The 26,162-nt window shown below is 73.8% G+C and carries 23 protein-coding genes; 17 read left to right on the forward strand and 6 right to left on the reverse strand.

Annotated elements, in window-relative coordinates:
• Positions 1 to 97 precede the first annotated feature (97 nt).
• From O0S08_RS16525 to O0S08_RS16550, 6 genes are all read left to right on the forward strand, one after another.
• A complete protein-coding gene (locus tag O0S08_RS16525; RefSeq protein WP_269040116.1) occupies positions 98 to 643 on the forward strand; it encodes a hypothetical protein in 546 nt (181 codons plus the stop codon).
• 98 nt (positions 644 to 741) lie between these two features.
• Positions 742 to 1,908 (forward strand): acyl-CoA dehydrogenase family protein, encoded by a 1,167-nt coding sequence (locus O0S08_RS16530; RefSeq protein WP_269040117.1) that lies wholly within the window; start codon positions 742 to 744, stop codon positions 1,906 to 1,908.
• A gap of 70 nt (positions 1,909 to 1,978) precedes the next feature.
• On the forward strand, positions 1,979 to 2,572 hold the full coding sequence (locus O0S08_RS16535; RefSeq protein ID WP_269040118.1) for a hypothetical protein: 594 nt from the start codon (positions 1,979 to 1,981) through the stop codon (positions 2,570 to 2,572).
• Between the two features lie 4 nt (positions 2,573 to 2,576).
• Positions 2,577 to 3,950, forward strand: a complete 1,374-nt coding sequence (locus O0S08_RS16540) for a class I SAM-dependent RNA methyltransferase (protein ID WP_269040119.1) — start codon at positions 2,577 to 2,579, stop codon at positions 3,948 to 3,950.
• Positions 3,951 to 4,005: 55 nt separating this feature from the next.
• Positions 4,006 to 5,082, forward strand: coding sequence for a DNA polymerase III subunit delta (gene holA / locus O0S08_RS16545; RefSeq protein WP_269040120.1), 1,077 nt, complete (start codon positions 4,006 to 4,008; stop codon positions 5,080 to 5,082).
• Positions 5,083 to 5,232: 150 nt separating this feature from the next.
• Positions 5,233 to 5,850 carry a hypothetical protein gene (locus O0S08_RS16550; protein WP_269040121.1) on the forward strand — a complete coding sequence of 206 codons (618 nt, stop codon included), beginning with the start codon at positions 5,233 to 5,235 and terminating at the stop codon, positions 5,848 to 5,850.
• A 222-nt stretch (positions 5,851 to 6,072) separates the two neighbouring features.
• Here O0S08_RS16550 and O0S08_RS16555 read toward each other — a convergent pair whose 3' ends face one another.
• On the reverse strand, positions 6,073 to 6,582 hold the full coding sequence (locus O0S08_RS16555) for a hypothetical protein (RefSeq protein ID WP_269040122.1): 510 nt from the start codon (positions 6,580 to 6,582) through the stop codon (positions 6,073 to 6,075).
• 249 nt (positions 6,583 to 6,831) lie between these two features.
• On the opposite strand from O0S08_RS16555, the gene O0S08_RS16560 reads away from it, so the two are divergent.
• From O0S08_RS16560 to O0S08_RS16590, 7 genes are all read left to right on the forward strand, one after another.
• The gene (locus O0S08_RS16560) at positions 6,832 to 7,152 is read left to right on the forward strand and encodes a PilZ domain-containing protein (protein WP_269040123.1); all 321 of its coding nucleotides are present in this window, start codon (positions 6,832 to 6,834) and stop codon (positions 7,150 to 7,152) included.
• Between the two features lie 29 nt (positions 7,153 to 7,181).
• Entirely contained in the window at positions 7,182 to 7,910 is a 729-nt protein-coding gene (locus O0S08_RS16565) for a sigma-70 family RNA polymerase sigma factor (RefSeq protein WP_269040124.1), read from the forward strand.
• A 206-nt stretch (positions 7,911 to 8,116) separates the two neighbouring features.
• Positions 8,117 to 8,266 (forward strand): hypothetical protein, encoded by a 150-nt coding sequence (locus tag O0S08_RS16570; protein WP_269040125.1) that lies wholly within the window; start codon positions 8,117 to 8,119, stop codon positions 8,264 to 8,266.
• A gap of 110 nt (positions 8,267 to 8,376) precedes the next feature.
• Positions 8,377 to 8,862, forward strand: a complete 486-nt coding sequence (locus O0S08_RS16575; protein ID WP_269040126.1) for a hypothetical protein — start codon at positions 8,377 to 8,379, stop codon at positions 8,860 to 8,862.
• Between the two features lie 25 nt (positions 8,863 to 8,887).
• Positions 8,888 to 11,347: an Hsp70 family protein gene (locus O0S08_RS16580; protein ID WP_269040127.1), complete on the forward strand. Its 2,460-nt coding sequence runs from the start codon at positions 8,888 to 8,890 to the stop codon at positions 11,345 to 11,347.
• A 43-nt stretch (positions 11,348 to 11,390) separates the two neighbouring features.
• Positions 11,391 to 11,759 (forward strand): hypothetical protein, encoded by a 369-nt coding sequence (locus O0S08_RS16585; protein ID WP_269040128.1) that lies wholly within the window; start codon positions 11,391 to 11,393, stop codon positions 11,757 to 11,759.
• A 242-nt stretch (positions 11,760 to 12,001) separates the two neighbouring features.
• Positions 12,002 to 13,480, forward strand: coding sequence for a hypothetical protein (locus O0S08_RS16590; RefSeq protein ID WP_269040129.1), 1,479 nt, complete (start codon positions 12,002 to 12,004; stop codon positions 13,478 to 13,480).
• Between the two features lie 447 nt (positions 13,481 to 13,927).
• Here the strand turns inward: O0S08_RS16590 and O0S08_RS16595 are convergent, their stop codons facing one another.
• Positions 13,928 to 14,371: a GNAT family N-acetyltransferase gene (locus O0S08_RS16595; RefSeq protein WP_269040130.1), complete on the reverse strand. Its 444-nt coding sequence runs from the start codon at positions 14,369 to 14,371 to the stop codon at positions 13,928 to 13,930.
• Positions 14,372 to 14,541: 170 nt separating this feature from the next.
• Here O0S08_RS16595 and O0S08_RS16600 point away from each other — a divergent pair, with 170 nt between their 5' ends.
• Both O0S08_RS16600 and O0S08_RS16605 read left to right on the forward strand, forming a co-directional pair.
• Positions 14,542 to 16,347 (forward strand): serine/threonine-protein kinase, encoded by a 1,806-nt coding sequence (locus O0S08_RS16600; RefSeq protein WP_269040131.1) that lies wholly within the window; start codon positions 14,542 to 14,544, stop codon positions 16,345 to 16,347.
• A gap of 85 nt (positions 16,348 to 16,432) precedes the next feature.
• Positions 16,433 to 18,703 carry a hypothetical protein gene (locus O0S08_RS16605; RefSeq protein WP_269040132.1) on the forward strand — a complete coding sequence of 757 codons (2,271 nt, stop codon included), beginning with the start codon at positions 16,433 to 16,435 and terminating at the stop codon, positions 18,701 to 18,703.
• 316 nt (positions 18,704 to 19,019) lie between these two features.
• Here O0S08_RS16605 and O0S08_RS16610 read toward each other — a convergent pair whose 3' ends face one another.
• Both O0S08_RS16610 and O0S08_RS16615 read right to left on the reverse strand, forming a co-directional pair.
• A complete protein-coding gene (locus tag O0S08_RS16610; protein WP_269040133.1) occupies positions 19,020 to 20,132 on the reverse strand; it encodes a hypothetical protein in 1,113 nt (370 codons plus the stop codon).
• A 369-nt stretch (positions 20,133 to 20,501) separates the two neighbouring features.
• On the reverse strand, positions 20,502 to 20,711 hold the full coding sequence (locus O0S08_RS16615; protein ID WP_269040134.1) for a hypothetical protein: 210 nt from the start codon (positions 20,709 to 20,711) through the stop codon (positions 20,502 to 20,504).
• Between the two features lie 291 nt (positions 20,712 to 21,002).
• Here O0S08_RS16615 and O0S08_RS16620 point away from each other — a divergent pair, with 291 nt between their 5' ends.
• Positions 21,003 to 21,539, forward strand: coding sequence for a hypothetical protein (locus O0S08_RS16620; RefSeq protein ID WP_269040135.1), 537 nt, complete (start codon positions 21,003 to 21,005; stop codon positions 21,537 to 21,539).
• Between the two features lie 268 nt (positions 21,540 to 21,807).
• Here O0S08_RS16620 and O0S08_RS16625 read toward each other — a convergent pair whose 3' ends face one another.
• Positions 21,808 to 22,941, reverse strand: coding sequence for a hypothetical protein (locus O0S08_RS16625; RefSeq protein WP_269040136.1), 1,134 nt, complete (start codon positions 22,939 to 22,941; stop codon positions 21,808 to 21,810).
• A gap of 63 nt (positions 22,942 to 23,004) precedes the next feature.
• Positions 23,005 to 23,907, reverse strand: a complete 903-nt coding sequence (locus tag O0S08_RS16630) for an ATP-grasp domain-containing protein (protein ID WP_269040137.1) — start codon at positions 23,905 to 23,907, stop codon at positions 23,005 to 23,007.
• Between the two features lie 137 nt (positions 23,908 to 24,044).
• On the opposite strand from O0S08_RS16630, the gene O0S08_RS16635 reads away from it, so the two are divergent.
• Positions 24,045 to 26,162: a type VI secretion system Vgr family protein gene (locus tag O0S08_RS16635; protein WP_269040138.1), complete on the forward strand. Its 2,118-nt coding sequence runs from the start codon at positions 24,045 to 24,047 to the stop codon at positions 26,160 to 26,162.

The following is a 26,162-nucleotide window of genomic DNA, read 5'->3' on the forward strand; positions in this document are numbered from 1 at the left end:
GCCGCCGGTGACCGCCGGCCCGCGGCGCGCTATCATGCCCCGGATCCCCAGGCTCGCCGGGCGCAGCTCCTGCCACGAGCCTTCACGAGGAACCATCATGCGAACCACGACCGTGATCCTGCTCGCCGCCGCCGTCGCCGTCCCGGGGTGCGCCAAGCGCCACCTCAACAAGATGGACAACAACGAGGACGCCATGTACGCCGAGTACACCAAGACGGAGTACGACAAGGACATGGTGAAGTCCGAGGAGGGCCTCGACGAGTACGACCGCACCGCGCAGGCGTCCGTCTCGCCGAAGACCCTGGCGTCGATCCAGGACACGATGGAGAGCGTCTACGAGCGCGACTTCGGCCGCTGCCTGCAGAAGGACATGGAGGCCTACGAGAACCGCTGGATCGCCGGCACCTTCTCGGCCGAGGTCACCATCGCCACCAACGGCAAGGTCACCAAGGTCAACATCCCGACGATCGACATCAAGGAGCGCCGGCCGCCCAAGGGCGTGCCGAAGGACAAGTTCCAGCCGCGCGAGGCCAAGCTGTTCGCCGGCTGCGTCGAGGAGTCGGCCTTCAAGTGGGAGTTCGACCCGGCGCCCGAGGTCGAGTACGTCTACACGTACACCGGCAAGGTCGGCGAGGCCTACTGAATATCCATCTGCCTGAAGGGGCAGGTCCGAAGGGACATGGACGTTCGGTCCTGTCCTTCAGGCCATGCCCCTCCGGGCATGTTCTTTCAGTCTCCGTCATGTACGACTTCACCCCGACCGAGAACCAGGAGCTGATCGTCGGCACCGCGCGGCAGTTCGCCGCTCGCGTGCTGGCGCCGCGGGCGGCCGAGCTCGACGTCACCGGCGGGTTCCCGCGCGAGAGCCTGGCCGAGGCGGCCGAATTGGGCCTCCTCGGCATCAACGTGCCCGAGCGGCTCGGCGGGGTCGAGGCCGGCGCGGTGGCCTACGCCCTGGCGGTGATCGAGCTGGCCAAGGCCTGCGCCGGCACGACCGTGGCGATGACCGTCAGCAACATGGTGGCCGAGGTCGTCACCAAGTTCGGCACGCCGGAGCAGCAGCAGGAGCACGTGCCGCGGCTGTGCTCGGGCGAGTACGTGGTCGGCGGCTTCGCCCTGTCGGAGGCGGGCGCGGGCAGCGACCCGGCCGGCATGCGCACGCGGGCCGTGGCGAACGGCCGCGGCGGGTGGGTCCTGAGCGGGCAGAAGCTGTGGATCACCAGCGGCACCGACGCCGGCCTGTTCGTGGTGTGGGCGCGCACCAGCGACGCCCCGGGCTCGCAGGGCATCTCGGCGTTCCTGGTCCGCGGCGACGCTCCGGGCCTCGTGCGCGGCAAGCCGGAGCACAAGACCGGGCAGCACGCCAGCACCACCACGCCGCTCGAGTTCAACGACATCGAGCTCGGCCCCGAGGCGCTGCTCGGCGAGGAGGGCAAGGGCTTCCGCGTCGCCATGATGGCGCTCGACGGCGGCCGGATCGGCATCGCCGCCCTGGCGCTCGGCTGCGGCCTGGCCGCCACCGAGTTCGCCTGCGGCTACGCGCTCGAGCGGCAGCAGTTCGGGCGCCCGATCGCCGACTACCAGGCGATCCAGTGGATGCTCGCCGACAGCGCCACCGAGCTCGAGGCGGCGCGGCTGCTCACGCTGCGCGCCGCCTGGCTCAAAGAGCAGGGCCGGACGTTCACGCAGGAGGCGTCGATGGCCAAGCTGGCGGCCAGCGAGCGCGGCTGGGCGGCGTGCGACCGGGCCGTCCAGGTGCTGGGTGGCTTCGGCTACACCCGCGAGTTCCCGGTCGAGCGCTACCTCCGCGATGTCCGCGTGACCCGCATCTTCGAGGGCACCAGCGAGATCCAGCGCATCGTCATCAGCCGTGAGATCGCTCGCCGCTTCGCTCGCACCGCCGGCTAGCGCTGCTACGCTGCTATGCTGCGAGGGCGCGCCCGAGCGGCGCAAGAGACCCCCAGAGAAGCCCACGACCATGGCCCAAGTCCCGCCCCAGATGCCCTTCGACCTCAGCAAGCTCCCGCCCGACGCGATGAGCCTGATGAAGAAGGAGATGCAGCGGCGCTTCTCGCTGTTCCTCCTCGGCGCGGTGGTCACCATCGTCGGCCTGTTCCTGAACGGCCCGCCGCCGTACCTGCCGACGCTGGTGATGGTGGGCGGCGGCGCGGTGGCGATCCTGGGCCTGTTGGGCCTGGCCCGCGGGTCCGGCTGCTTCGCCATCGTGCTGTTCTTCTTCTGGCTCGGCGCGGTCGCCTGCGGCGTGGCTCGCGGGTCCGACCCGACGGTCTACATCCTCGGCCTCGGGGCCCTCGGCTTCGCGCTGCTGGCCCAGTTCGCGCCCAAGCCCAAGGCGACCGGCCCGCTCGCCAACCTGCAGGCGGCGATGCAGGCGATGCAGCAGGCGCAACAGGCGGCGCAGCAGCAGGGCCGCGGCGGTCCGGGCGGGCCCGCCGGCAACCCGGGCTTCGGCAGCTTCCCGTTCGCGCAGATGGGCGACGGCAAGCAGCGGCCGGCGCGCGACCGCGTCATCGACGTCAACGCCGAAGAGACCAACAAGAAGAAGAAGTGAAGTGATGAAGACGGAGGCCACCGAGGCCACGGAGGCCGCGGCCGGCGAGCGCGTCGAGGTCCGCGGGATCGCCCACGGCGGCGAGGGGGTCGGCCGGGCCGTCGGCGACGGCGCCGACACGCGCACCTGGCTGGTCGAAGGGGCATTGCCCGGAGAACAGGTCCTTGCGGCCAGATCGGAGGAGCGCCGGCGGATGATCCGCGGGCGGACCTTGCAGGTGCTGGCGCCGAGCCCCGATCGCGTGGCGCCGCCGTGCCCGGTCGAGGGCGTGTGCGGCGGCTGCGGCCTGCAGCACGCGCGGGCGCCCGCGCAGGCCGAGCTGAAGCGCCAGATCGCCGAGGGGGCGCTGCGCCGGCTCGGGATCGCCGTGCCGCACGCGCTGTCCAGCCCGCGCGCGCTCGGCTACCGCCGGCGGGCCCGGCTGCACGTCGAGCGGGCGGGCGACGAGCTGCGGCTCGGGCTGCACCGCCGGCACTCGCACGAGGTGCTGGCGCTGTCGAGCTGCCCGGTGTTCGACGCGCCGCTGAACCACGCGCTGGCGCGGCTGTCCGCGCTGGCCGGCGGCGACGGGGCGTTCGCGCAGGTGCTGCGGCAGCTGCGGCGCGGCGAGGTCCACCTGCTGTCCGACGGCGCCGCGGTGGTCGTGGGGATCCCCGGGCTCGCGCCGCGCGAGGGCGACACCGGCGAGGCCGGGCTGCGGGCGGCGCTGGGCGAGGCGCTCGACAACGTGGTCGTCGGGGTGGTCGCGCGCGGCGGTCGGCGCGAGCTGGTGGTCGGGCGCGGGCGCCTGGCGCTGGCCGATGCTGGCCCCGAGGACATGGCCATTCCGACAGGTCCTTTCGAGTTCGCGCAGGCCCAGGCGGCCCAGAACCGGGCTTTGGTCGAGCGGGTGGTCGCGCTGGCCGACGCGCGCGGCGGCCAGGTGCTCGAGCTGTTCGCCGGCGGCGGCAACTTCACCCGCGCGCTGGCCCGCGAGGCCGCCGAGGTGGTCGCGGTCGAGGAGGACCGCGGCTCGGCGGCGGCGCTGCTGCGCCTGGCCAAAAAGACAGGTGCGAGCCGGCAGGCCCGCCTCGAGGTGCGTCGGCTCGACGCGACGCGGGCGCTGACCCGCTACGCCGCCGAGGGCCGCAGCTTCGACCGGGTGGTGCTCGACCCTCCGCGCTCCGGCCTCGGCCTGGACGGGGCGCGGGCGCTGGCGCGGGTCGCCAGCGGGCGCACCGTGTTCGTCGCCTGCGACCCGGCCACGCTGGCGCGCGACCTCGAGCCGATGCTGGAGGCGGGCCACCGCGCCGTGTCGGCGCTGGCGATCGACATGATGCCGATGACGCCCGAGGTCGAGGTGATCGTCGCGCTGGACGCCCCGAGGGACAGGTCATGAGCGAGCTGTCCGGCGGGACAGGTCGTGACGCCGCTGTCCGAAAGGCCGGGTCGGCGTGAGCGACGAGGTCCGCGCGCTCGAGCGGGCGATCGGCGCCGGCAAGCTCGACCCGGTGTACGTGCTCTACGGCGACGAGCCGGCGGCGATCCGGGCCGTGATCACGGCGCTGCGCAAGGTCGTGGTCCCGCCCGACGACGCGACCGCGCAGGCGATGGCGGCCTTCAACCACGAGCGCTTCGACGGCGTCGACCTCAGCGGGGCAGGGCCGGTGCTGTCGGCCTGCGCGCAGATCCCGATGATGAGCAAGTGGCGGCTCGTCGAGCTCGCCAACCCCGACGACCTCGGCAAGGGGCCCGAGGCCGAGAGCACCGCGGCGGCGGCGATGGACGCCCTCGCGACCTACATCAAGGCGCCCAGCCCGAGCACCGTCCTGGTGATCAGCGGCGGCGGCATCGACGGCCGCTCGAAGCTCGTCACCGCCTGCAAGACGAACGGCTGGGCTCACAAGTTCGAGGCCTACAAGCGCGACGACGACGCTGTCGGCTTCGTCATCGGCGAGGCGCAGGCCCAGGGCCGCAAGATCTCCCGCGACGCCGCGGCCGCTCTGGTCGCCTCCGTCGGCACCGGGCGCAGCGAACTGCTGGGCGCGCTGGACCAGGCGCTGCTGCACGCGGGCGACGCCCCGGCCGGTCTGGCCGACGTCGAGGCGATCGTGGCCCACACCCGCGAGGCGCGGATCTTCGACCTCACCGACGCGGTGGGCCGCGGCGAGGCCGACACCGCCCTCGCAGTGCTCGCGCGCATGTTCTCGGCCGGTGAGAAGGACGCCGGCGTGTCGATGCAGGTGCTGGCGATGCTCACCCGCCAGATCCGCCTGATCTTCACCGCCAAGGCCAACCCGGGCCGCGTCGCCGACGCGACCAAGTTGCCGCCGTTCCTGGTGCGCGGGCTCGAGGCCCAGGCGCGTGGGTTCAGCGAGCCGCGCCTGCGCTCGGCCTACGCCGCGCTGGTCCGCCTCGACCAGGACCTCAAGGGCGGTTCGCATGTGGCCTATGCGTCGCCCTACCTGGCGCTGCAGCGGTGGATCCTCGACACCTGCCGGGCGCTGCCGGGCGTCGACGCGCGCACCTGAGCCTGGCGGCGTCGACGAGCTGTGATTCGGCGAGAACGCCGTGCAGTCACGGCCGAGCTCGCCGCAAGACCTGTCCTCGAGGACAGGACATCTGCGGCACGCGAGTGCCGCGGCGGACGTGATACGGTCGCGCCGACAGGAGTGCTGGGCATGCGCGTAATTTCGTTCGTCGCCGCGATCGCGGTGGTTTCGTTGTTCGGCTGCGACTCGAAGCCGGCGGCCGAGGGCGAGCAGAAGGCCGCGGCGGCCGCGACGCCGGCGGTGGCCGCTGCCGACGTGTCCGTCAAGCCAGGCGAGGTCGACGTCAAGGCCGGGCCGGTGGCCGTCGAGGTCAAGCCCGGCGAGGTCAAGGTCAGCGGCACCGAGGTCGGCGACGTCAAGGTGACGGCCGCGGGGGTGAAGGCGGGCGACGTCGAGGTCAACGCCGACGGGACGATCAAGCTGCCCGGCGGCGCGGTGATCGTCGCCCCGACCGACCTCGACAACGACGAGCCGGCGGCCGCCGGCGGCAAGGACTGCGACGACGGCGGCTGCCGCCAGACCTGCGGCAGCGGCACCTGCGAGTACACGTGCGGCGGCGGGGGGTGCACCCAGGCCTGCGAGGCGGGCGCGACCTGCAAGTTCACCTGCAGCGGCGGCAACTGCACGCAGAACTGCAAGGCCGGCTCCGACTGCGACCTGACCTGCTCGGGGGGCACCTGCGCCCGCGGCTGCGAGGGCGACGCGAAGTGCAAGAAGAGCTGCTCGGGCGGCAGCTGCAGCGGCTGAGCGTAGGGCGCCCGAAGAGCTGCTCGCGGCAGCAGACTGTTCGACCCAGGGCGCGTCCCGGAGAGATGCGCGGGTGGGCCGCGCGGCGGCTGACGCTACTTCGCTCGGGCGGCGGCCGTGGTGGTGTGCGCGGCTGCTGCCAGCCTGTCCCTCAGAACAGGCTCTGTCGCACATGCGCGAACGGGCAGGTCCCGAGGGACCTGCCCGAGGGGACAGGCGGGCTCAGATGCCCTTGGTGATCAGCCAGGAGTCGCCCTCGCGGATCAGCTCGAACTTGGCGTAGTCCTGCTTCGGGACCACGCGCGGCGGGAAGCGGGGCATGCCGTCGTCGCCGAGGATCGGCTTCAGGCGGAAGGTCGCGTCGATCCACACGTTGACGGTGGCGCGGTCGCGGCGCAGGTAGACCTCGAGGTACTCGATGGTGAAGCGGACCGACTCGAGCTGGGCGATCCGGCGGCGGAGGATCGGGCCGAGCTCCTCGTAGACGATGTCGTCGCTGGGGTCGTCGGTGCCGGACTCGTCGTAGTAGGTCGGGTGCGCGGTGGCGAGGATGCCGGCCGGGTCCTGACGGACGAAGCTGGTCCGGAAGCGTTCGATGACCTGCAGGATCTCGCGGTTGTCGGGGGTATCCGGGATCTCGGTCCCGGGGATGATCGAAGTGTTCTTGCAGCCGGCGACGGCGGGCGCGGCGAGCACCACAGCGAGAGCGAGGGCGAGGGAACGTCCGGGCATGGGTCGAGCGAGGTCGCATTGTGCAAGCACGCGGCCACGGGCGCCAGTTCTGAAAGTCGCTTCTTCGAACAAGGACTTAGCGCACGCGTAGGGTGCGCGGCCGGGGGGCCTGGAGTGCCAATTTGGCACAAGGCGCGAGAGCGCCGTGCCAGCGCGTCGCGTCGGCGTGACGGCTCGTCCGCGGCGGGTGCCAGCGGGTCGCACGAGGCGGCCAGGTCGCTCGCGTGAGCGCGCGGCTATCATCGCGGGGTGACGGACGCCCGCTTCCACCCCCGCCTGCGGATCCACGCCCACGCCGACGTCATCGGCACCGAGGTCGTGCTGGCCCGCCCCCTCGACGACCTCAGCCTCGGCGGCTGCAAGTTCGTCGGCCCGGCGTGGGAAGAGGCGGGGCAGCAGGTCGCCCTGGTGCTGAGCTTCCCGACCCTCTCGGCCAGCTTGCCGCTCTCCGGCATGGTCGTGCGCGGCGGCGACGACGACATGGCGGTCCGCTTCGTCCACATCACCGACGAGCAGAAGGGCGCGCTGCGCAAGCACATCCTCGACAGCCACGAGGCCGCCGGCGCCTGAGCCGGCCGCTGTCCGCGAAGACATGTCCCATGAATCAGCCTCACGACGAGGTCTTGCACGTCACGGACGACGGCGAGCCGGCCGCCTGCGAACCCCCGCGGGGGCCCGGCCTCAGCCCCGAGCAGCGCGCGCGGGTCGAGGCGTTCGCGCCGCGGGTGCCCGGCATCGCGCGCAGCCTGCGGCGGGTCGTCGGGATCGCGCCCGACGAGTGCGAGAGCGCCGGCTACGAGGCGCTGGCGCGCGCGGCCCTGCGCTACGACCCGGCCTCGGGGGTGCCGTTCGCCGCGTTCGCGTTCTACCGGGTCCGCGGGGCGATGATCGACGCCGCCCGCAACGCCTTCCCCGACCACAAGCGGGCGCGACGGATCCTCAACACGCTCGAGGTGACGCAGGAGCTGGCGGAGATCCGCCTGCGCCCCGGCGACGACCCGCGGCGGATCGGGGAGCGCTTCGGCGACGCCGCCGAGCTGGTCCGCGAGGTCACCGCGGCGGCCGTGCTGTCGCGCCTGTTCGCCGGCGACGACGACGACGCGTTCGGCCCCGAGGTCCGGCTGTCGCTGCGCGCGCTGGTCGAGCGCTGCGACGCCGACGAGCAGGCGCTGATCGACGCGGTCTACGTGCGCGGGCTGACGCTCACCGAGGTCGCGGCCGAGCTCGCCACCAGCGTCAGCACGATCTCCCGCCGCCACCAGCGGCTGCTGCGGCGCCTGGCCGAGCTGCTGGCCGCGGAGGCGCGGCCCGCGGAGGCAGGGCCGTGAGCGGCCCTCGCCTCCAGAGGTGCGAGGGCGACGAGCGGCCGGAGCTTCGTCGCGAGCGCGGCCAGGCTCGCCGCCAAGGGACGCCCGAGCTGCCGCCCGCACGAGTCGATGTTGCGGCGGCGGGCCGCGCAGGTCGCGAGCTGCCGCCCGCACGAGTCGATGTTACGGCGGCTGGCCGCGCAGGCGCGGCCTTCAAAAGAAGGCACGTGAGCGGCCGTGACGAACGGATGTTCGGCGCGGCCTGCCCGCGCGGTCCGAACTTCCTCGCCGGCGCGGTCGACCTCGCCGCGAGCGTCGACGCCCGCGAAGCGCTGCGACGACCCACAGCGCTGCAGAGCGCGGAGGCCGGTCCGTGAGCGGCGGCGATCCGGCCGGGCAGGCTCAGGCCGACGTGGCGGATAGATTTTCACCTGGCCCTGTGGACCGGCGCGAAAGAACAGGTCTTTGGAGACATGTTGCCTGGGGCATGCTCTTCGGGGCAGCTTTGAGCGGGTGCGCCGGTGAGCCGCGGGCGCCCGAGGTCCGCGGGGTCCGCGGCAAGCGCGAGCTGTTCGGCGATCCGGCGCTGGTGCCCACGCGCGCGGGCGAGCGCGCGCGGGAGGAGCTGGCGCTGGCGGACGCGGTGGTCGCGGCCCTGCGGGCGCTCGGAGGCGAGGCGCTGGCGGTCGAGGTGCGACTGCCGCGAGCCGGCGATCCGGGGGCGGTGGTGGTGACGGGGCAGGGGCCTCCGGGCTGGGACGAGGCCGCGACGGCGTCGCTGGTGAGCGAGCTCTGCGGGCCGTGGAGCGCGGGGGTGGTGCGCGTGGCCTGGCGCGGCGCGGCCCCGAGCCGGCCCGCGCGGGGCGCAGGCGATCTGCCGCTGGTCCTCGCGCTGGTCGGCCTGGGCGCGGCCGGCGGCGTGACGGTCGACCGACTTCTGCGCCGGCGCGCTCGCTCGCCGCTGCGAGGCTGAGGGCGCCCGGGTACACTTGCCCGCGATGACCAGCGCGCCCCTCTACGTCGGGATCGATCTCGGGACCACGAACTCCACCGCGGCCGTGTTCGACGGCGAGAAGGTCACCCTCGTCCGCAACGCCCAGGGCTCGCCGATCACGCCGTCGGTGGTCCGCATCGACGCGCGCGGCAACGTGACCGTCGGCGCCCGCGCGCGCCGCTTCCTCGACACCGACGCCGACAACACCCGCAGCGAGTTCAAGCGGCTGATGGGCACGGCCCAGGGCATCCGCTTCCAGGGGGCGGGGGTCGAGCGCCGGCCGGAGGAGCTGGCGGCCGAGGTGCTGCGCTCGCTGCGGGCCGACGTGCGCGACCAGATCGGCGTGCTGCCGGCGCGCGCGGTGATCTCGGTGCCGGCGCTGTTCGAGCTGCCGCAGACCAGCGCGACGTCGGAGGCGGCGCGCCTGGCCGGGTTCGAGCGCGTCGAGCTGCTGCAGGAGCCGATCGCGTCGGCGCTGGCGGCCGGCTGGACGGTCGAGGACCAGGGCGGCGCGTGGCTGGTCTACGACCTCGGCGGCGGCACCTTCGACGTCTCGCTGCTCGAGACCCGCGACGGCCTCTTGCGCGTGGTCGGCCACGACGGCGACAACTTCCTCGGCGGGCGCGACTTCGACTGGGCGATCGTCGACTGGGCGATCGCCCAGGCGGCGCGCGACGGCGTCGTCATCCGCCGCGGCGATCCGGCCCACGCGGGCGCGGTGCGCAAGATCAAGCTGGCGGCCGAGGAGGCGAAGATCGAGCTGTCGCGGGTCGAGTCGGCCAGCATCACCGTGCCCGGCCTCGACGTCGCCGGCGCCGGCTACGACCTCGACGTCACCCTCGACCGCGAGACGCTCGAGCGCCTGTGCGCGCCGGCGATCGACCGCTCGATCGCGGTGTGCCGCCGGCTGCTGCAGGCCCACGGCGTGGCCGACGGCGGGTTGACGCGGGTGGTGCTGGTCGGCGGGCCGTCGGTGATGCCGGTGGTGCGGCGCCTGGTCAGCCAGCAGCTGGCGGTGCCGCCGGCGGAGGGGCTCGACCCGATGACTCTGGTCGCCCAGGGCGCGGCGATCTTCGCCGCCACCGCCGGGCTCGAGGCGCGCCCGAGCGCGATCGAGGCGGTCCGCGGGGCCAAGGTGTGGCTGCAGTACCCGGCGATGTCGTCCGACCTGACGCCGCACGTGGTGGGTCGCCTGGTCGAACGGACAGGTCCGGTCAATTCGGTGCCGACCGAGGTCCAGCTCGGCCGCGCGGACGGCCTGTGGGACAGCCCGTGGACGCCGCTCGACGAGGAGGGGGCGTTCGTGCTGCCGGTCTCGCTGGTGCCGCGCAAGCCCAACGTGTTCCGCCTGACCGGCAAGAACATCCAGGGCAACGCGGTGACGATCGACCCGCCGACGCTGACGATCGTGCAGGGCCTCACCATCAGCGACCCGCCGCTGTCGCGCACGATCGGGGTGGCGCTGGCGAGCAACGACGTGCGGGTGTACTTCGAGCGCGGGGCGCCGCTGCCGGCCCGGCGCACCTTCACCCTGCACACCGTCGACAGCGTGGCCCGCGGGGCCGAGAAGGCGGTGATCAAGATCCCGATCGTGCAGGGCGAGTACGAGCAGGCCCACCTGTGCCGGCTGGTCGGCGCGCTCGAGATCGGCGGCAAGGAGCTCAAGCAGACGCTGGCGTCCGGGGCCGAGGTCGAGCTGACGATCGAGCTCGACCGCGGCGGCAGGATGTCGGCGCGCGCGCTGATCCCCGCGATCGGCCAGGTGTTCGAGCACGTGGCCCACCTGCTGGTGCCCGAGGCCGATCCGGAGGTGCTGGCGTCGACGGTCACGGCCACGCGCGCGCGGCTCGGCGAGCTGCGCACCGACGCGTTCCGCCGCCAGGCCCGCGACTCGATCGAGCGCCTGGGCAAGGTGGAGAGCGCGCTCGACGACGTCGGCCGCGACATCGACGCGGCCCGCGGCGGCGACACGGACGCGGCGCAGAAGGCCCGCCGCACGCTGATCGAGGTCGACGCGCAGATCGAGGCGGTGGAGCTCGACCGCCGCTGGCCCGAGCTCGACCGCGAGGCCCGCGAGGCGCTGATCTGGACCACCGGGTGGGTCCAGGACTACGGCCAGCCGCACGAGCAGACGCTCTACCAGGAGACCGCGAAGGCGGTCGACAAGGCCCGCCAGGGCCGCGACCCGCTCGAGCTGCAGCGCCAGCTGCGGCTGCTCCGCCGGCTCGGCTCGTCGGCGTACGGCCGCCACCCCGAGGCGTGGAAGCACCGCTTCGAGGACGCGGCCGCCGACGTCGGCAACGCGACCGACGTCGCCCGCGCCCAGGCCCTGGTCAAGGAGGGCCGCGAGGCCCTGGCCAAGGGCGACAACGAGGCGCTGCGGCGGGTGACGCAGAAGCTGTGGCAGCTGCTCCCGAGCGCGGCCGAGGACCGGCGCAAGGGCCACGAGTCGGGGGTGCGCTGAGCGGACCTTTCGTCCATGTCCCCAGGGACCTGTCGGGAATAACATGTCGCAAAAGCCAGACGACTTCGAAGCCTTGGCCGACAACCCGTTCTACGTGCTCGGCCTGCGGCCGGACTGCAGCCGGATCGACATCGAGCGCGAGGGCCAGAAGCTGCTCGGGATGCTCGGGCTCAAGCTGAAGTCGGCCGCGACGTACATGAGCCCGCTCGGGCCGCGCCCGCGCACCGAGGACAAGGTCCGGGCGGCCATGGCCGCCCTGCGCGACCACGAGAAGCGGCTGGCGCACGAGTTCTGGGCCAGCCTGCCGCCGCCCGCGGCGCCGCCGAAGCCGCCGCCGATCCCCGAGACGAAGGGCCCCGGTCCGGCCCCGTTCGCCGGCGCGTTCGCGGCGCTCGGGTGGAGGCGGTCATGAGTCGGGCCGGGAGGGAGCGGACGCCGAGGTGCGAGGCCGCGAGCGCGAGCCCGCGGCGCTCGCTCGACGGGGCCGCGGAGCATGGATGTGCGAATGGACATGTCCGTCCGGACATGGCTTTCAGCGCATGCTCTGACGGGCATGCCCGTTCGCACATGCGCGGGAGGGCAGCTGCCGCCGCTCGCGGCCGCGGCTCCGCGTCGCGGAGGCGCCCGCGTCGTCCCGGGCCGTGGCCGGCGTTCGTGCTGCTCGCGCTGTGGATCGTGCTCGGCGGGCCCGACTTCGTCGCCCAGGCCTACGCGATCGGCAGCGTGCTCGGCGTCCTGATCCTTCTCATCGCGCTCGGCGGGTGGATGCTGGCGCTGCTCGACCTGGTCGGCGGGGTCGTCTGGCCGGCCCTGCGGCGCACGGTGGTCGCGGCGGGGCTGGTGCGACCGAGCTACTGGCTGGCGCTGCTGGCCCGCGCGAGCTGGGAGCGCGAGCCCGGGGGCGCCCAGGTCGTCGCCGCCGCGCTGGCGCTGCTGCACCGCCCGCACGACGCGGCGCTGGCGACCTGGCTCGAAGGCAAGATCCAGGCGCGGGCCAGGAGCGGGGTCGGCGGGGTGGTCGCGACCGGCCTGCTCGCGGCCAGCCGCGGCGACCGGGACGGCGCGCGCGACATCCTCGTCGGCGTCGACGGCTTCGACCCCGACTTCGCGCCCCGGGCCGCGCGACGGGCCGCCAACGACTGGCTGGTGGCCGACGCGGCGGCGCGCGGCGACTGGATCACCGTGATGCGCCGCGGCGTGCAGCCGGGGCAGGCGACCGCGTACACCCGCTTCCTCGCGCGCGCTGCGGCGCGGATCCGCGGCGAGGCGCTGGCCGGCGAGCCGAACCCGACCGACTTCGGCCTGTGGGTCTCCTGGCTCTCGGCACCTGGCCGAAAGGCCATGCGACCCTTGCTCGACCAGGCCCGGGCGGCGCCGCGGGTGCTGCACCAGCGCAAGCCGCCGCCGCCCGCGTCGCCGCCCGCGACGGCGCCGCTGATCGATCCCGCGACCCACGCCGACGATCCGGTGGCCCACGCGCAGGCGCTGCACGCGACCTGGCTGGCGCTGCGGCCGAAGACCGCCGGGCAGCCGGCGACGGAGCTCGAGCAGCGGCTGTCGGCCACGCGGATGCAGGAGCTCTGCCGCGCGTGGGAGGCCGCGTGGGCGCCCGCGGAGCGACGCATGCGTCAGCGGGTCGCGGTGCTCACGGCCCAGATGCGCGCCGAGGAGGCGCTGGCGCCGATCCGCCGGGTCGTCGCGGGCGAGCTGGCCGCGCTGGCGCGGGCGGCCAAGCTGCCGCTCGACAGCTTCGAGGCCGAGGTGCCGACGGCGACGCTGGCGGCCGCCGAGCTGCGGGCAGAGCTGCTCGGCGGGGTCGAGGCCGGGTCGGAGGAGCTGCGCGCGCGCACTGCCGCCGACCGCCGCCTGCCGCCGGCCGAGGAGTCGCGGGCGTGGAACCAGTTCCGCCGCCGCTACGAAGAGGCGGTCCTGCTCGGCGGGATGGCGCTGCGCTACCTGATGTTCCCGCAGGTCCACCGCGACGTGTGCGGCTACGCGGTGTGGCTGTGGAACGACCGCAAGGAGTACGGCCTGTCGGGCCCGATGTTCCAGTGGCTGCTGGCCGAGGCCGAGGCGGTCGGCGACGTCGAGGCGATCGAGCTCCAGCGCAAGAACGTCGGCGCGAAGAAGTGAGGCGGCCGCGCTCGTGTCGCTCGCGGGCGCGTTCGTGCCTCGTCAGAGCATGCGATCGTCAGCGGCGCGCGGAGGCGTCGAGGCTCGAAGGCTGGCGAACGCCCGACCGCTCGGCGCTTGATGGGGCAGCGGTTGCACTGTCCCGAAGGACAGGCGAGCGCCTTCCGCTCGACAGAACCGGATGGGACTCGGGGGCCGCGGGCGAGTTATGTCCCGAAGGACAGGTTCTCGTAGGGCACTCGATGGAGCGGAAGGGGCTCGGAGGTCTGCGGACGCGGTGTGTCCCGCAGGACAGAGAAGCGCCGGAGGACTCGCCTGTGCGCCGAGACGCTCGATCTTGAGATGTCCAGGAGGACAGGCGAGCACTCGGGGCGAAGTGTTCAAGGCATGTCTATGAAGACATGTCCTCGAGGACATGACCGATAGGACATAATTTTCAGGGCATGTTCAATCGAGCGGCCGCGTCATCAGCACCCGCGGGGGCGCGGTGAAGCCGGAGCGGCGGTAGAGCTCGATCGCGGGGGTGTTGTCGGTGCGGACCATCAGGTGGACCGCGCGGGCTCCGTGGGCGCGGGCGGAGGCGAGGGCGGCGTCGAGGAACAGGCGGCCCCGGCCGGCGCCGCGGACTTCGGCGCGGAGATAGAGCTCGGTGAGGAAGGCGTCGCGGCCGCCCCACTCGAGGTCGAAGCCCCAGGTGAGGATGAAGTAGCCGAGCGGGTTGTCGCCGTCGAGGCCGAGGACGACGGTGCCGAGCGCGGGCGAGCCGATCAACGTGCGCAGCGGCGCCTCGCCCGGACCGCGCCGCCAGGGGATGTGCTCCAGGCGGTTGAAGTCCTCCATCATGTCGAGGATCGCGGGGACGTCGGAGCTCGTGGCCGGGCGAAAGTGCATCGTGCCGGCACTATAGGGCGCACCGCGGACCTTGCGCGCCTTGGGTCGGTTTCGGCCGCTGCGGCGCCTCCGGGCCCGCCGGGCGCCGATCCATGCGCGGAGAGCGGCGCCGCGCAGGCGCGCGCGCGGGCGTTGTCGCCGGACGGCGTTGCCGGCAACATTGCTGGGGCGTGGAAGGACGCGAGATTCAGGCGAGCGCCCTCGAAGACACGGCGACGCGCCAGCGGACGCCGCCGCCGGGGGCCTCGCTCGCCAACGCCCCGACGCTGCTCGGCGACGCCACGCCGCGGCAGCCGTCGGACGCGCCCGAGCTGCCGATCGGCGCCGAGGTCGGCCGCTACAAGATCACCGGCCGGATCGGGGCCGGCGGCATGGGTGTGGTCTACCGCGCCTACGACCCGCAGCTCGACCGCGAGATCGCGCTCAAGCTGCTGCTCGCGGGCGCCGAGGGCGGGAGCGAGGGCCGCAGCCGGATGCTGCGCGAGGCCCAGGCGGCCGCCAAGATCCGCCACCCCAACGTCGTCACGGTGTTCGACGCCGGCGAGGTGAACGGCCGGGTGTTCATCGCCATGGAGCTGATCGCCGGCTTCACGCTCAAGGGCTGGCTGCGCCAGTCGACGCGCACGTGGCGAGAGATCCTCGCGATCATGCTGATGGCCGGCGAGGGCCTGGTCGCCGCGCACACGGCCGGCCTGGTCCACCGCGACTTCAAGCCCGACAACGTGCTCGTCGGCGTCGAGGGCCGCGCCCACGTCCTCGACTTCGGCCTGGCCCGCCCGGCCCTCGACGCCGCGTCGCTGCCGACGGCGCCGGCGCCGGCGCTGGCCCTGAGGCCCGGGCACGAGGCGCTGCTGCAGTCGCTGACGCTGACGGGCATGACCGTGGGCACGCCGGCCTACATGGCCCCGGAGCAGCACCTGGCGCGCCCGAGCTCGGCCCGCTCCGACCAGTTCTCGTTCTGCGTCGCCACCTACGAGGCGCTGTACGGTTTGCGGCCGTTCCGCGGCGAGAGCTACAGCGAGCTGTCGATGGCGGTGATCGACGGGCGGATGATCGCGCCGCCGCGGCGCTCGCCGGTGCCGCCGGCGGTGTGGCACGTGCTGCGCCGCGGCCTGCAGCCCGACCCCGACGCCCGCTACCCGAGCCTGGCGCAGCTGCTCGCCGACCTCGACGCGGCCATGCGCGCCGACAAGACGCGCCCGCGCTACGGCCTCTACACGCTCGGGCTCGCGGCCCCGCTGCTGGCTGGCCTTGTGTACATGTCCGGAATGACAGGCGACGAGCCGGACCCCGGCGACCTGCCGCGGCCGCCGCCCGCGACCGCCGTGCCCGACGCGCCCGAGGCCGTGCACATCCCGACGCCGGCGCCGCCGATCCCGCCCGCGGTCGGCCAGGCCGGCGTGGCGCTGATGAAGACCCAGCACGTCGACCTCGCCGCGCTGTACCAGCTGCTGGCGCCGGTGGTCCCGGCCGAGGCGGCCCAGCTCGAGCTCGGCTCGGAGGGCCTCGGCCTGGTCGGCCCGGCCGCGAACGCGTGGAAGGAGCCGCTCGACCAGCTGGCGCAGGCGATCGACTCGCAGCGGCGCACGATCGGCGAGCTGGTCCGCGTCAGCGCGCCCAACGGCCTGTGGGCCGCCTACGAGGTCGGGGTCGACGGCGTCGACCGCAAGGCCGCCGCGATCGCGACGCTCGACGACGTCGAGGCGACCCTGTCGGCGCCCGCTCTCGGGGTGCTGCTGGTCCGCGCGCCGTTCAAGGCCCAGGAGGGCGTGACCCGCTGGCTGCGCTCCGGCGGCGGCGAGGCGCAGCAGTTCAAGGAGTGGTGCTACAACAACCCCAGCCTCAAGAAGACCGAGTGCGCCAGGACCCTGCGCGACTGCGAGTACAACGCGATCTCGTGGGAGGAGGGCGCCGAGGCGGCGGAGGCGGCCAAGAAGGGCCGGCCCAAGCGGAAGTACTGCTATGGCAAGGCGTGAGCGCCGGTTGGCGCTGGCCCTGCTGGCGGCGGTGAGCTGCGCCCCGCGGGCGCCGACGACCGCGGCCCCACGTGCCCCTCAGAACATGTCCGCAGAGACATCCGGGGCGTCGGCGGTGGCCGCCTGCGACGAGCAGGCGAGCGCGGTCCAGGACGGGCTGGTGCGCCTGGCCGACCGCTACCTGTGGGAGGAGATCGAGCTGCTCGTGCAGGCCCACGTGGCCACGCGCGGCCGGCCCGACGGCGAGCGCTGCGCGGAGGCGACGCGCGAGGCGCTGACGACGGTGACGCTGCGCTGGGCCGAGCAGGGCGCCGAGTCGGGCGGGTCGCAGAGCCACGCGCTGGCCCGCCAGGCCTACGCGGCGCTGCGCCAGCACTTCCCCGCGGCCGCCGAGTCGCCGCTCTTGCACCACGCGATGGGCAAGCTCGAGTGGGCCCGCGCCGAGCGGCTGACGCTCGAGATCGGCGAGCGCACCCTGACCGACGACGCGCTGCGCGAGGCCCACGCCCACCACCGCGCCGCCCTCGCCGGCGGCCTGCCGGCCGAGCAGGCCGCCCGCTCGGCCCGCGCCCAGCTCGACGCGGTCCGCCGCGTGCGCGAGGGTGAACCCCGCCCTTGGGACATGTCTGAACAGACATGTCTCCCGGACCCGCGCGGCCGCTGCACCGACCCGGTCCCGCGCGTCGCCCCCGGCGAGCTGACCGCCGGCGACCGCGAGTGGCTGGCCGCCTACGACGCCTTCCTGGCCGAGCCGGGCCTGCAGAACACGCCCGAGGCCGGGCAGGTCGCCGTCGAGCGGGCCCAGCTGCTGATGCTGTACCGCCGCTGGGACGAGGCCGAGGCCGGCCTGCGCGCGGTCACCGGGCCGGCGCGCGAGCAGGCGCGGGCGCTGCTGGTCGGCCTCCTGCTGGCGCGCTGGATGGAGGCGGCCAGCGCCGGCGAGCGCTCGGCGGCCCGCGTCGCATTGGTCGCCGCCGCGACCGAGGTCGAGGCCGCAGGCGGGCCGCAGTCGGCCCAGATCGCCGCCCTGCGGCGCGCGGCGCTGTGGGCCCAGGCCGAGGAGTCGGAGGCCATCGGCGACGACGCCCGCTGCGGCGAGGCCTTCGAGGCGCTGTACGCCGACCTCGGCGCCGACCTCGACGCCGCGGCCGAGGCGGCCGACGGCGCGGGCCGCTGCTACGAGCGCGCCGGCATGACGCAGAAGGCGATCGACTGGCTCGAGCGCATGGCCGACGTCCACCGCGAGGACGCGCGCGCCCCCGACGCGGTGCTGCGGCTGGCCCGGCTGCACGAGCGGATCTTGAACGACGAGCAGGCCCGCGACCGCTACCTCGACCTGGTCGCGCGCGCCCCCAAGCACCGCGCCGCGGCGACCGCCCGCCGCCGCTCGCTGATCCTCAGCCTGCGCGCAGGGACATTGCCCGAAGGACAGATGGACGCGCTGATCCGCGGCCGCCCGGAGGAGCGCACGCTGGCGGCGGCGATCCAGTTCCGGGCGGTGATGCGCCCCGGCGTGACCCCGGAGGCGGCCGAGAAGTACATCGAGCGGTTCGGCAAGGAGGGCGGGCCGCGGCGGCAGGCGATCGCCCACGCGTACGCGGCCGAGGCGTGGCTGCGGGCCTCGTGCCCGGTCGAGGGCGCCGAGGGCCTGTGCGTCGAGTTCGGCCGCGACCGCACGCCGGCGCGGGTGGTCGCTCGCGTGGCCAAGCCGCACGCGCGGGGCCGCGAGCACCTCGAGCGCGCGCAGAAGCTGCTGCCCGAGGTCAGCGGCGGCGAGGTCGACAAGCTCGAGGCGCCGATCGCCGTCGACGCCGAGGAGGCGCGGGCCGCCCTCCGCCAGGTCGCGCTGCTGCAGGGCGACCTCGACGCCGAGTCGGCGCTCACCAGCCAGCCGCCCAAGAGCCTCGACCCGGCCCGCTCGCGCGCGTGGCTCGAGGTCCGCAAGGCCGAGGTCGAGCGCATGAGCACGGTGTACGAGGGCGCCACCGGGGCAGCAGGCGGGCGCGACCAGGCCGCCGCGCTGATCGAGACCCGCAAGGCCCAGGTCTACGAGTCCGACCTGGCGCTGCTCGACGAGGTCGCGGCCGCCGTCGAGGCCGCCGGCGACGCCGGCCTGGCCCAGCAGATGCGCGAGCTGGCGGCCCAGCGCCGCGAGGCGGTGTTCACCGCGTACGCCCGCTGCCTCGACCACGTGGCCGCGTGGGGCCACGACCCGGGCGGCCAGAGCGCCCTGTGCCGCAACGGCCTCGGCCGCCTGGTCGGCCGCTACGAGGAGCCGCTCGAGTACACGCCCGACAGCGACGGTCGCGTGCTCGTCAGCCATGAGGCCAAGCCGCGCGCGGCGAAGCGGCGGTGAACGAAGGGCATCTGCCCATTCAAACATGCTCGAATAGACATGTTTACGAGGACATCTTTATTAAGACATGTCCTTTGAAACATGTTCTTAAGGACATCAGAATTTGCCGAGCTCGCGCGGGTGCAGGGCCTGTCGATGCCGGCCGCAGCATGGCCGGCGCCTCGGCCACACGGCGCCGAGACAGCGCCCGTCCGAGCTCGCAGGAGGTCGCGCGTGCTCGGGCGCGGCGCCCTTCGAGGCAGGCCCGCAGCAGGCGCGCGTCCGGCCAGCCAGGACGCCGGAGTCGGATCCAGGCGACCTGTCCTTCGAGACAGCCTCAGTCGCCGAGCTCGCGCAGGAGGATCCGCGCGCGCAGGCGCCGGCGCTCGTCGGCGCGGGGGCCGTCGACGTAGGCCCGCAGCAGGGCGCGGGCCTCGGCGCGGGCGGCCGGCTCGGCGGTGTCGGCCAGCAGGACGCCGAGGTTGAACGACAGCTCCGGCGGCAGCTTGTCCGGCGCCGCGGTGTCGAGCCCGCGCTCGGCGACTGCGCTGCGGTAGGCGGCCTCGGCGGCGCGGCGGTCGTGGCGGCGCACCTGGGCCACGCCGAGCCCGAGGAAGGCCGCGTAGCGCAGGCGCGGCGAGGGTGCCTCGGCCGCCAGCGTGTACAGCCGCACGGCCTCGCCGAGGTTGCCGGCCGCGAGCTCGGCGGCGGCCCACGCGAGCGCGGCGGCGTGGTCGTGAGGCGCCAGCTCGAGCGCGCGGGCGAAGCGGCGCCGGCCGTCGCCCGGCTCACCGGAGAGGAAGGCGATCCGCGCGCACGCGGCCGCCAGCACCGCCGCGCCCTCGCGGTCGCGCAGGCGCAGGAGCAGCGGATCGGCGCGGTCGCGGCAGATCGGCGCGGCCCGCTCGCGCGGGTCGGCGTCGTGCAGCGCGGTGAACCGCAGCGCCAGGCTCAGGGCGTAGGGGTCGTCGGCGGTGACCGCCAGCGCGGCCGCGACGTCGCGCGCCAGCGCGGCCCCGTCGATCGGCTCGTCGCGCTTGCCCGGCTCTTCGGTCCGCCGGGCGACGGCGTCGAGGTAGACCGCCACGTCGCGCGTGAGGCGGTAGACGGCGCGCGCCCCGGCCGTCAGCGGCAGCTCGGCGACGGCCGCGTCGATGTCGCCCACGCGCCCCGACTCGTGGGCCAGCACTGCGAGCGCGTAGGCGCGCGCGGTCGAGGTCGCGTCGCGGCGCAGCAGGGCGAAGCGGACCGCCAGGGCCCCCGCGTCGTCGCCGCAGCGGAGCAGCAGGTCGGCCCGGGCGAGCGCGCGGGTGCTGTCCCCCGGGACAGGTGCCGGGGCGCACGGATCGACCACGACCGGGGCCGGCGGCGGGGCCGGCGGCGCCTTGTCCGTCGCCGTCTGACGCGCGCAGGCGAGCAGGAGCGCGCAGAGGAGCAGGACGCGGGGCACGGAGCGGGCAGGATATCAGCGCAGGGGGAAGTTCTCCACGAAGCAAGAATTGTCGGCCCGGTCGCGGACGCAGTCGAGCAATTCTCCCAGCGTCGGCGAACGTGACCCGTCGGCCGCGACGGGCTCGCGGACGACGACGTCACCGCCGCCAGCGGGACCGTGGATGGGGCCGGGTCCCTGGGCGGAGCGCCGCAGAGACGGCCGCGGCGACAGGACGGTCGGGTGCGGGGGCGGGAGAGGATGGTCCGGTGGCGACGGTCTGGACCGAAGGAGCGGTCTTCTCGGGCCCGTCAGGGCGCAGCGAGGACGATGTCTTCGAGGACATGTCCATCGAGACATACGACAGCCGCGCGCCGTCGTCGGCCGGGCTCACCGCAAGTCGCCGCGGTCGAGATTCATGTTCGAGCGCCGCACCGAGAGCTCGTGGCGCACGCGCCATTCTTCCATGTACCGGTGGCACCAGGCGCCCCCGAGCTCGCGGAACGCGTGTCGCGCGGCCTCGCTGCGGTCGCCCGTGGCCAGCGCCCGCTCGAACAGGGCCTCGCACCCGGGACAGATCCACAGCCGACCGAACGCCACACCTCGACCAGGTCGAGCGGACGATCCTCCTCGCGCCGCGAGCACGTGGGGGCACGCGACAGCGATCCGCTGCGGCCGTGGCGATCGCAGTGTCCAGTCTCGTCGCGCGAGCCCGCCGGCGAGCCGTGGCGCCGAAAATAAAATGTCCTTCGGGACATGTCATGACATTCTCGGCGATTCGTCGCACCCCGCGCCGGCGGCCGCCCCGCCGTGAGCAGAGGCCGATCTGCGGCGAACGACGAATGCCTGAATAGGCGGAGTCGACGCGCGTCCGTGCGCATCGAGGTTTCCATGCAAAAGTTCATCGTGACCCTGTTGGCGCTCCTCTTCAGCGCGACCGGTTGCAGCTTCACGCTCTCGTCGCAAGGCGGCGGGTGGGGGTCCGAGGGCCCCGCGCCGCTGATGGCCGGCCGCGGCTACGGCTGGGCCTCCTCGGCGGACCCGGGCAGGCACGGCCGCGGGAAGCCGGCCCGGCGCGTCGACGCGGCCGAGCGGCCCGCCACCAAGGGGAGCGGCGCGGCGCCCACCAGGGCGAAGCAGCCGGCGATCACGTGGGCGGGCGAGGTGCCGCAGAAGCCGGCGATCACGTGGGCGGGCGAGGTGCCGCCGACGCAGGCCAAGAAGCCGGCGATCACGTGGGCGGGCGAGGTCCCGGCGAAGAAGGAGCAGCCGGCGATCACGTGGGCGGGCGAGGTCCCGGCGAAGAAGGAGCAGCCGGCGATCACGTGGGCCGGGAAGGTCCCGCCGAAGCAGGCCAAGAAGCCGGCCGCGAAGGCGAAGCAGCCGGCGATCACGTGGGCGGGGGAGGTCCCGCCGGCCCGGCGATGAGGTCGAGCGGGCGCGGCGCCGAGGCGCGCGCCGACCCTGCTCACACGGCCATGTCCATGAGGACATGGCCGTTTTTTTCGCGGCTCAGGCGGCCGCGAGCGACGGGAGGGCCCCGCGGACCGAGCGGCGGGCGCGGCCGGGCGGTACCCTCGACTCGCATGTCTCTTGCGACAGGTGGCGAGCAGGGCGCCTTCGTCGGCGCTGTCCGAGCCCGGCGGGCCGAGCCGCGAGGAAGTCGGGAAGAGACATGTCCAAACGGACATGTCCTTCAATCGGGGACGAAGCTGCTGCAGGCCTCGTCGACCACGGTGGTCAGGGCCTCGGCGAAGGCGTCGCCGATCGGGTCGTCGCCGCGCTTCTTGCACATCGTGCGGTACAGGCCGCGCGCGCCGAAGGTCCCGGCGACCTCGCGCAGGACCTCGGAGTCCTTGACCTCGCCGCCGCCGTAGGCGTTGTCGCAGCCGCCGTCGTCGCCGCCGATGCCGAGGAACACCACGCGCTCGGCGTCGCCCTTGGCGGCGACGATGGCGTCGTGGATCTCCTCGGCGTCCGCGGGGTCGACCAGCGACTCGTCCTCGTCGGTGATGGCGACCACGAACAGCACCGAGTCGGCGCGCGAGAAGCCGGCGTTGACCGCGACCCCGGGGTCGAGCGCTCTGGCGGCGGTCCACGCCGGCTGCTCGTCCTCGTCGTCGTCGTCGCTGCAGGTGTCGGGGAGCGACTCGTAGCCGCCGTTGTCGCCGCCGTTGCCGGCGAGGGCCTCGTCCTGGTCCGGCAGCTGGACCACGCAGGCGAAGTTCTGCGCGATCGTCGGGTCGTCGGAGGCGAGCCAGTTGCGGCCCGCAGGGAACTCGCAGTCGGTGTCGCCGGCGCCGTAGTTGTGGAAGTTGGGCGGCTTGGGGCAGGCGTTGATGACTGCGACGTGGAAGTCGTCGATGCCCTCGCCGACCTCGAGCGCGAGCGTGGCCTGGATCTCCGCGAAGGTCGCCGGCAGCGAGGCGAGCGCGTCGGCCATGCTCGCCGAGGCGTCGACCACCAGCAGGACGTCGACCTTGGTGCACACCTCGAAGATGCCGGGCAGGTCGGGCGCCGGCGGCAGCGTGGTCGCGTCGCCGGTCGCCGGCGAGGAGTCGCCGCCGGTGCTCGTGCCGTCCTCGCTGCTCGCGGTGGTCGTCGGCGCGGCGCCGGTGGTCTCGCCCGCGCTGCCGCTGCCGTCGGTCGGCGCCTGCGTGTCGCTGCCGCCGACGCCGGTCGAGGTGTCGCCCGTGCTCGCGGTGACGCCGGCGGTCGCGCTGGTCAGGCCGCTGGCGAAGCCGCCGGCGTCGGAGTCATCGCCGCCGGCGCACGCGGCGAATAGGGCGAGATGACCGAAGAGACATGTGACGGGCCGCGCGAGCTTCATGGGGCGCGATCCTGCGCGCGCATTTCCACGCGCGGGTCACGGCCGCGTGGCAGCTCGGCGGCGCTACGGGCCGATCGGCCGCGGATCCCAGGCGACCAGCGCCCGGTAGAACCGGGCCGGATCGAGCCGCGGAGGCAGGCCCGCGACCTGGCCGTCGCCCAGCTCGACGGCGATCCAGCCGCCGGCCTGCCGCTCCGCGAGGTCGAGGCTGAAGAAGCGGCTCGGGACGCGGCGCGCGAGCTCGGCGAACTCGGGCGGGGCGACCGCGTCGGCGATCTCCCACGCGGGCGCCTCGACGAGCGGGCGCCCGTCGGCGATGAAGCGCCGCCACTCGCGCGGCAGCGGCATGTCGCTCTTCGGGTGATTGCCGAGCGGCACGAGCGGCTCGTACGCGCGGAAGACCAGGCCGCCGACGAGGTCGTCCCCCTGGCGCTCGAGGAAGTTGCCGACGACGCGGCGGACCTCGGCGACGTCGTCGGCGGCGCGGATGAAGCACGCGTCGCTCCACTCGTGCTTGCGCGACTTGACGTAGTCCTTGACGACGAGCGCGCGCCCGCCGAACTGCGCCAGCGCTGCGTGGATCTGCGGCCATTCGAGGCGGTCCCCCTGCGGCATCACCACCGTCTGCGGGGTGTCCTCGCCGAGGTGCGGCAGCGCGGCGGGCAGCAGGTGCGCGCTGCGATACGCCGCGGGGTCGTTGACCAATTGCAGGCCGCGAGCGCCGAGGCCGGCGAACAGCGCGTCGTAGGCCGCGAGCGGCAACATCCAGCCGCGGTAGATCGCGACCTCGAGCTCGTCCTTCGCAGACACGCGATGAAGCGCGGCCGCGACGTCGCCGGCGACCAGCGCCTCGAAGTCGACGCACGACCACGGGAGGCCGACCTCGTCCGCGGCCTCGACCTCGGGCGCGAACGCGCGATCGGGGCGGCGATCGACGAGAGGGTCGGTGCAGAAGAGTACGCGCATGCGGACATTCTAGCGGCCGCCCGTGCGCGCCGCTGGGGCCCCCTCCGCGGGCGCATGCGCGACATCGGCCGACAACGCCGCTGCGGCCCTCTGTTACGATGAGGTGTCGGGGGGGTGGCAGGGGTTTGATCGCCAACTTGGTCTCGGCGCTGACAGGGAACGCGGCGCTGTTCACGTTCACCGCCGCCGCGGGCGAGCTCGAGGTGGTCCGCTTCGCCGGCGTCGAGGCAGTGTCCTCGCTGTTCGAGCTGCGCATCGAGCTCGCGGGCGGCGAGCTCGATCTGGCGGCGCTGGTCGACAAGCCGGCGCTGCTGACGATCGGAGGCATCGAGGCGCCGCGGCAGATCCACGGCCTGGTGTGCGGCGCCGAGTACAGCGGCGAGCTGCGCCAGCACCACGTCTACGAGGTGACTCTGGTGCCGCGGGTGTGGCGGCTGACGCGGCGCCAGGACAGCCGGATCTTCCAGCGCAAGACGACGAAGACGATCGTCGGCGAGGTGCTCGAGAAGGCCGGGATCCCGCGCGACTGGTTCCGCTTCGACCTGTTCTCCTCGTACAACCCGCGCGACTACTGCGTGCAGTACCGCGAGTCGGACTGGGACTTCGTCAGCCGGCTGCTCGAGGAGGACGGCATCTATTATTACTTCGAGCACACCGCCGAGAAGCACGTGCTGGTGATGAGCGACAAGCCCGGCGCGCCGGCGATCGCGGGCTCGCAGGAGGTGTGGTGGGCCCCGCCGCACGGCTTCGTGCGCGGGCAGGAGCACATCACCCGCTTCCGCCTGGTCGAGGGCGTGCGCACCGGCAAGTCGTCGCTGCGCGACCACAACCTGCACAAGCCCGACCAGCAGATGGACGCCGGCGACACGGCCCAGCTGGCGACCGACCTCGAGGTCTACGACTTCCCCGGCGAGTACCAGGAGAGCGGCGGCCGCACCTCCGACCAGGGGGCAGGGCTGGCGAAGATCCGGCTCGAGGCGATGCAGCACGATCGCCGCCGCGGCCTCGGCGAGAGCGACTGCCCGCGCCTCGTGCCCGGCTACAGCTTCTCTCAGGCCGGCCACCAGCGCGGCGACTTCGACGGCGACTACAAGCTGCTGCGCGTCGAGCACAAGGGCGAGCAGTCGCAGGTGCTCGACCAGGACGCGAGCACCGAGTTCTTCTACAACAACAGCTTCGTCTGCATCGAGGCCAAGACGCCGTACCGGCCGCCGCGCGTGACGCCGCGGCCGACGGTGAAGGGCGTGCAGACGGCGACGGTGGTCGGCCCGCCCAACGAGGAGATCTACGTCGACGAGCACGCGCGGGTGAAGGTGCAGTTCCACTGGGACCGCAGCGACCAGTTCAGCGAGGACTCGTCGTGCTGGGTCCGCGTCAGCCAGCTGTGGGCCGGCAACTCGTGGGGCGCGATGTTCATCCCGCGGATCGGCCACGAGGTGCTGGTCGACTTCATCGAGGGCGACCCGGACCGACCGGTGATCGTCGGCCGGATCTACCACGGCCTCAACCTGCCGCCGTACCCGCTGCCGGAGCAGAAGACCAAGAGCACCATCAAGTCGGACACCTATCAGGGGGCCGGCTACAACGAGCTGCGCTTCGAGGACCAGAAGGGGATCGAGCAGGTCTTCATGCACGCGCAGCGCAACCTCGACATCCGCGTCCTGAACGACCGGATGGAGAGCGTGCTGCACAACCGCCACCTGACCGTCGGCAGCAACGACGGCGGGGCCAAGATCGGCGACTACCACGAGAACATCTGGCGCGACCACCACTGGCGCATCGATCGCAACCGCAACGAGCACGTCGGCGGCGACCTGCGGATCCGCGTCGGCGGCATCGACGGCGTCGGCCACGTCGACACGATCATCGAGGGCAACCGCCGCGAGCTGGTGATGCAGAGCCAGAGCCTCGAGATCAAGGCCGACCTCAAGATCAAGATCGGCGGCGGCCACCACGAGCAGGTCCTGGGCGACGTCCACCGCAAGGTCACGGGCCTGCTGTCGGTCGAGGCGCTCAAGGAGGTCCACTACAAGTCGTCCAAGGTCGTGATCGAGGCGTCGCAGGGGCTGACCGTCCGCGGCCCCGGCGGCTTCATCACCATCCACGCCGGCGGCATCGACATCGTCGGCACGCTGGTCAAGATCAACAGCGGCGGGCAGGCCCTCACCGGCACGGCCGCAGGCCCGCTCGACCCCGACGAGGCCAAGCCCGTCGATCCGACCAAACCCGATCCGGCCGACAGCGGCGGCATCTGA

This window comes from Nannocystis punicea (assembly GCF_026965555.1).
GTDB lineage: Bacteria > Myxococcota_A > Polyangia > Nannocystales > Nannocystaceae > Nannocystis > Nannocystis punicea.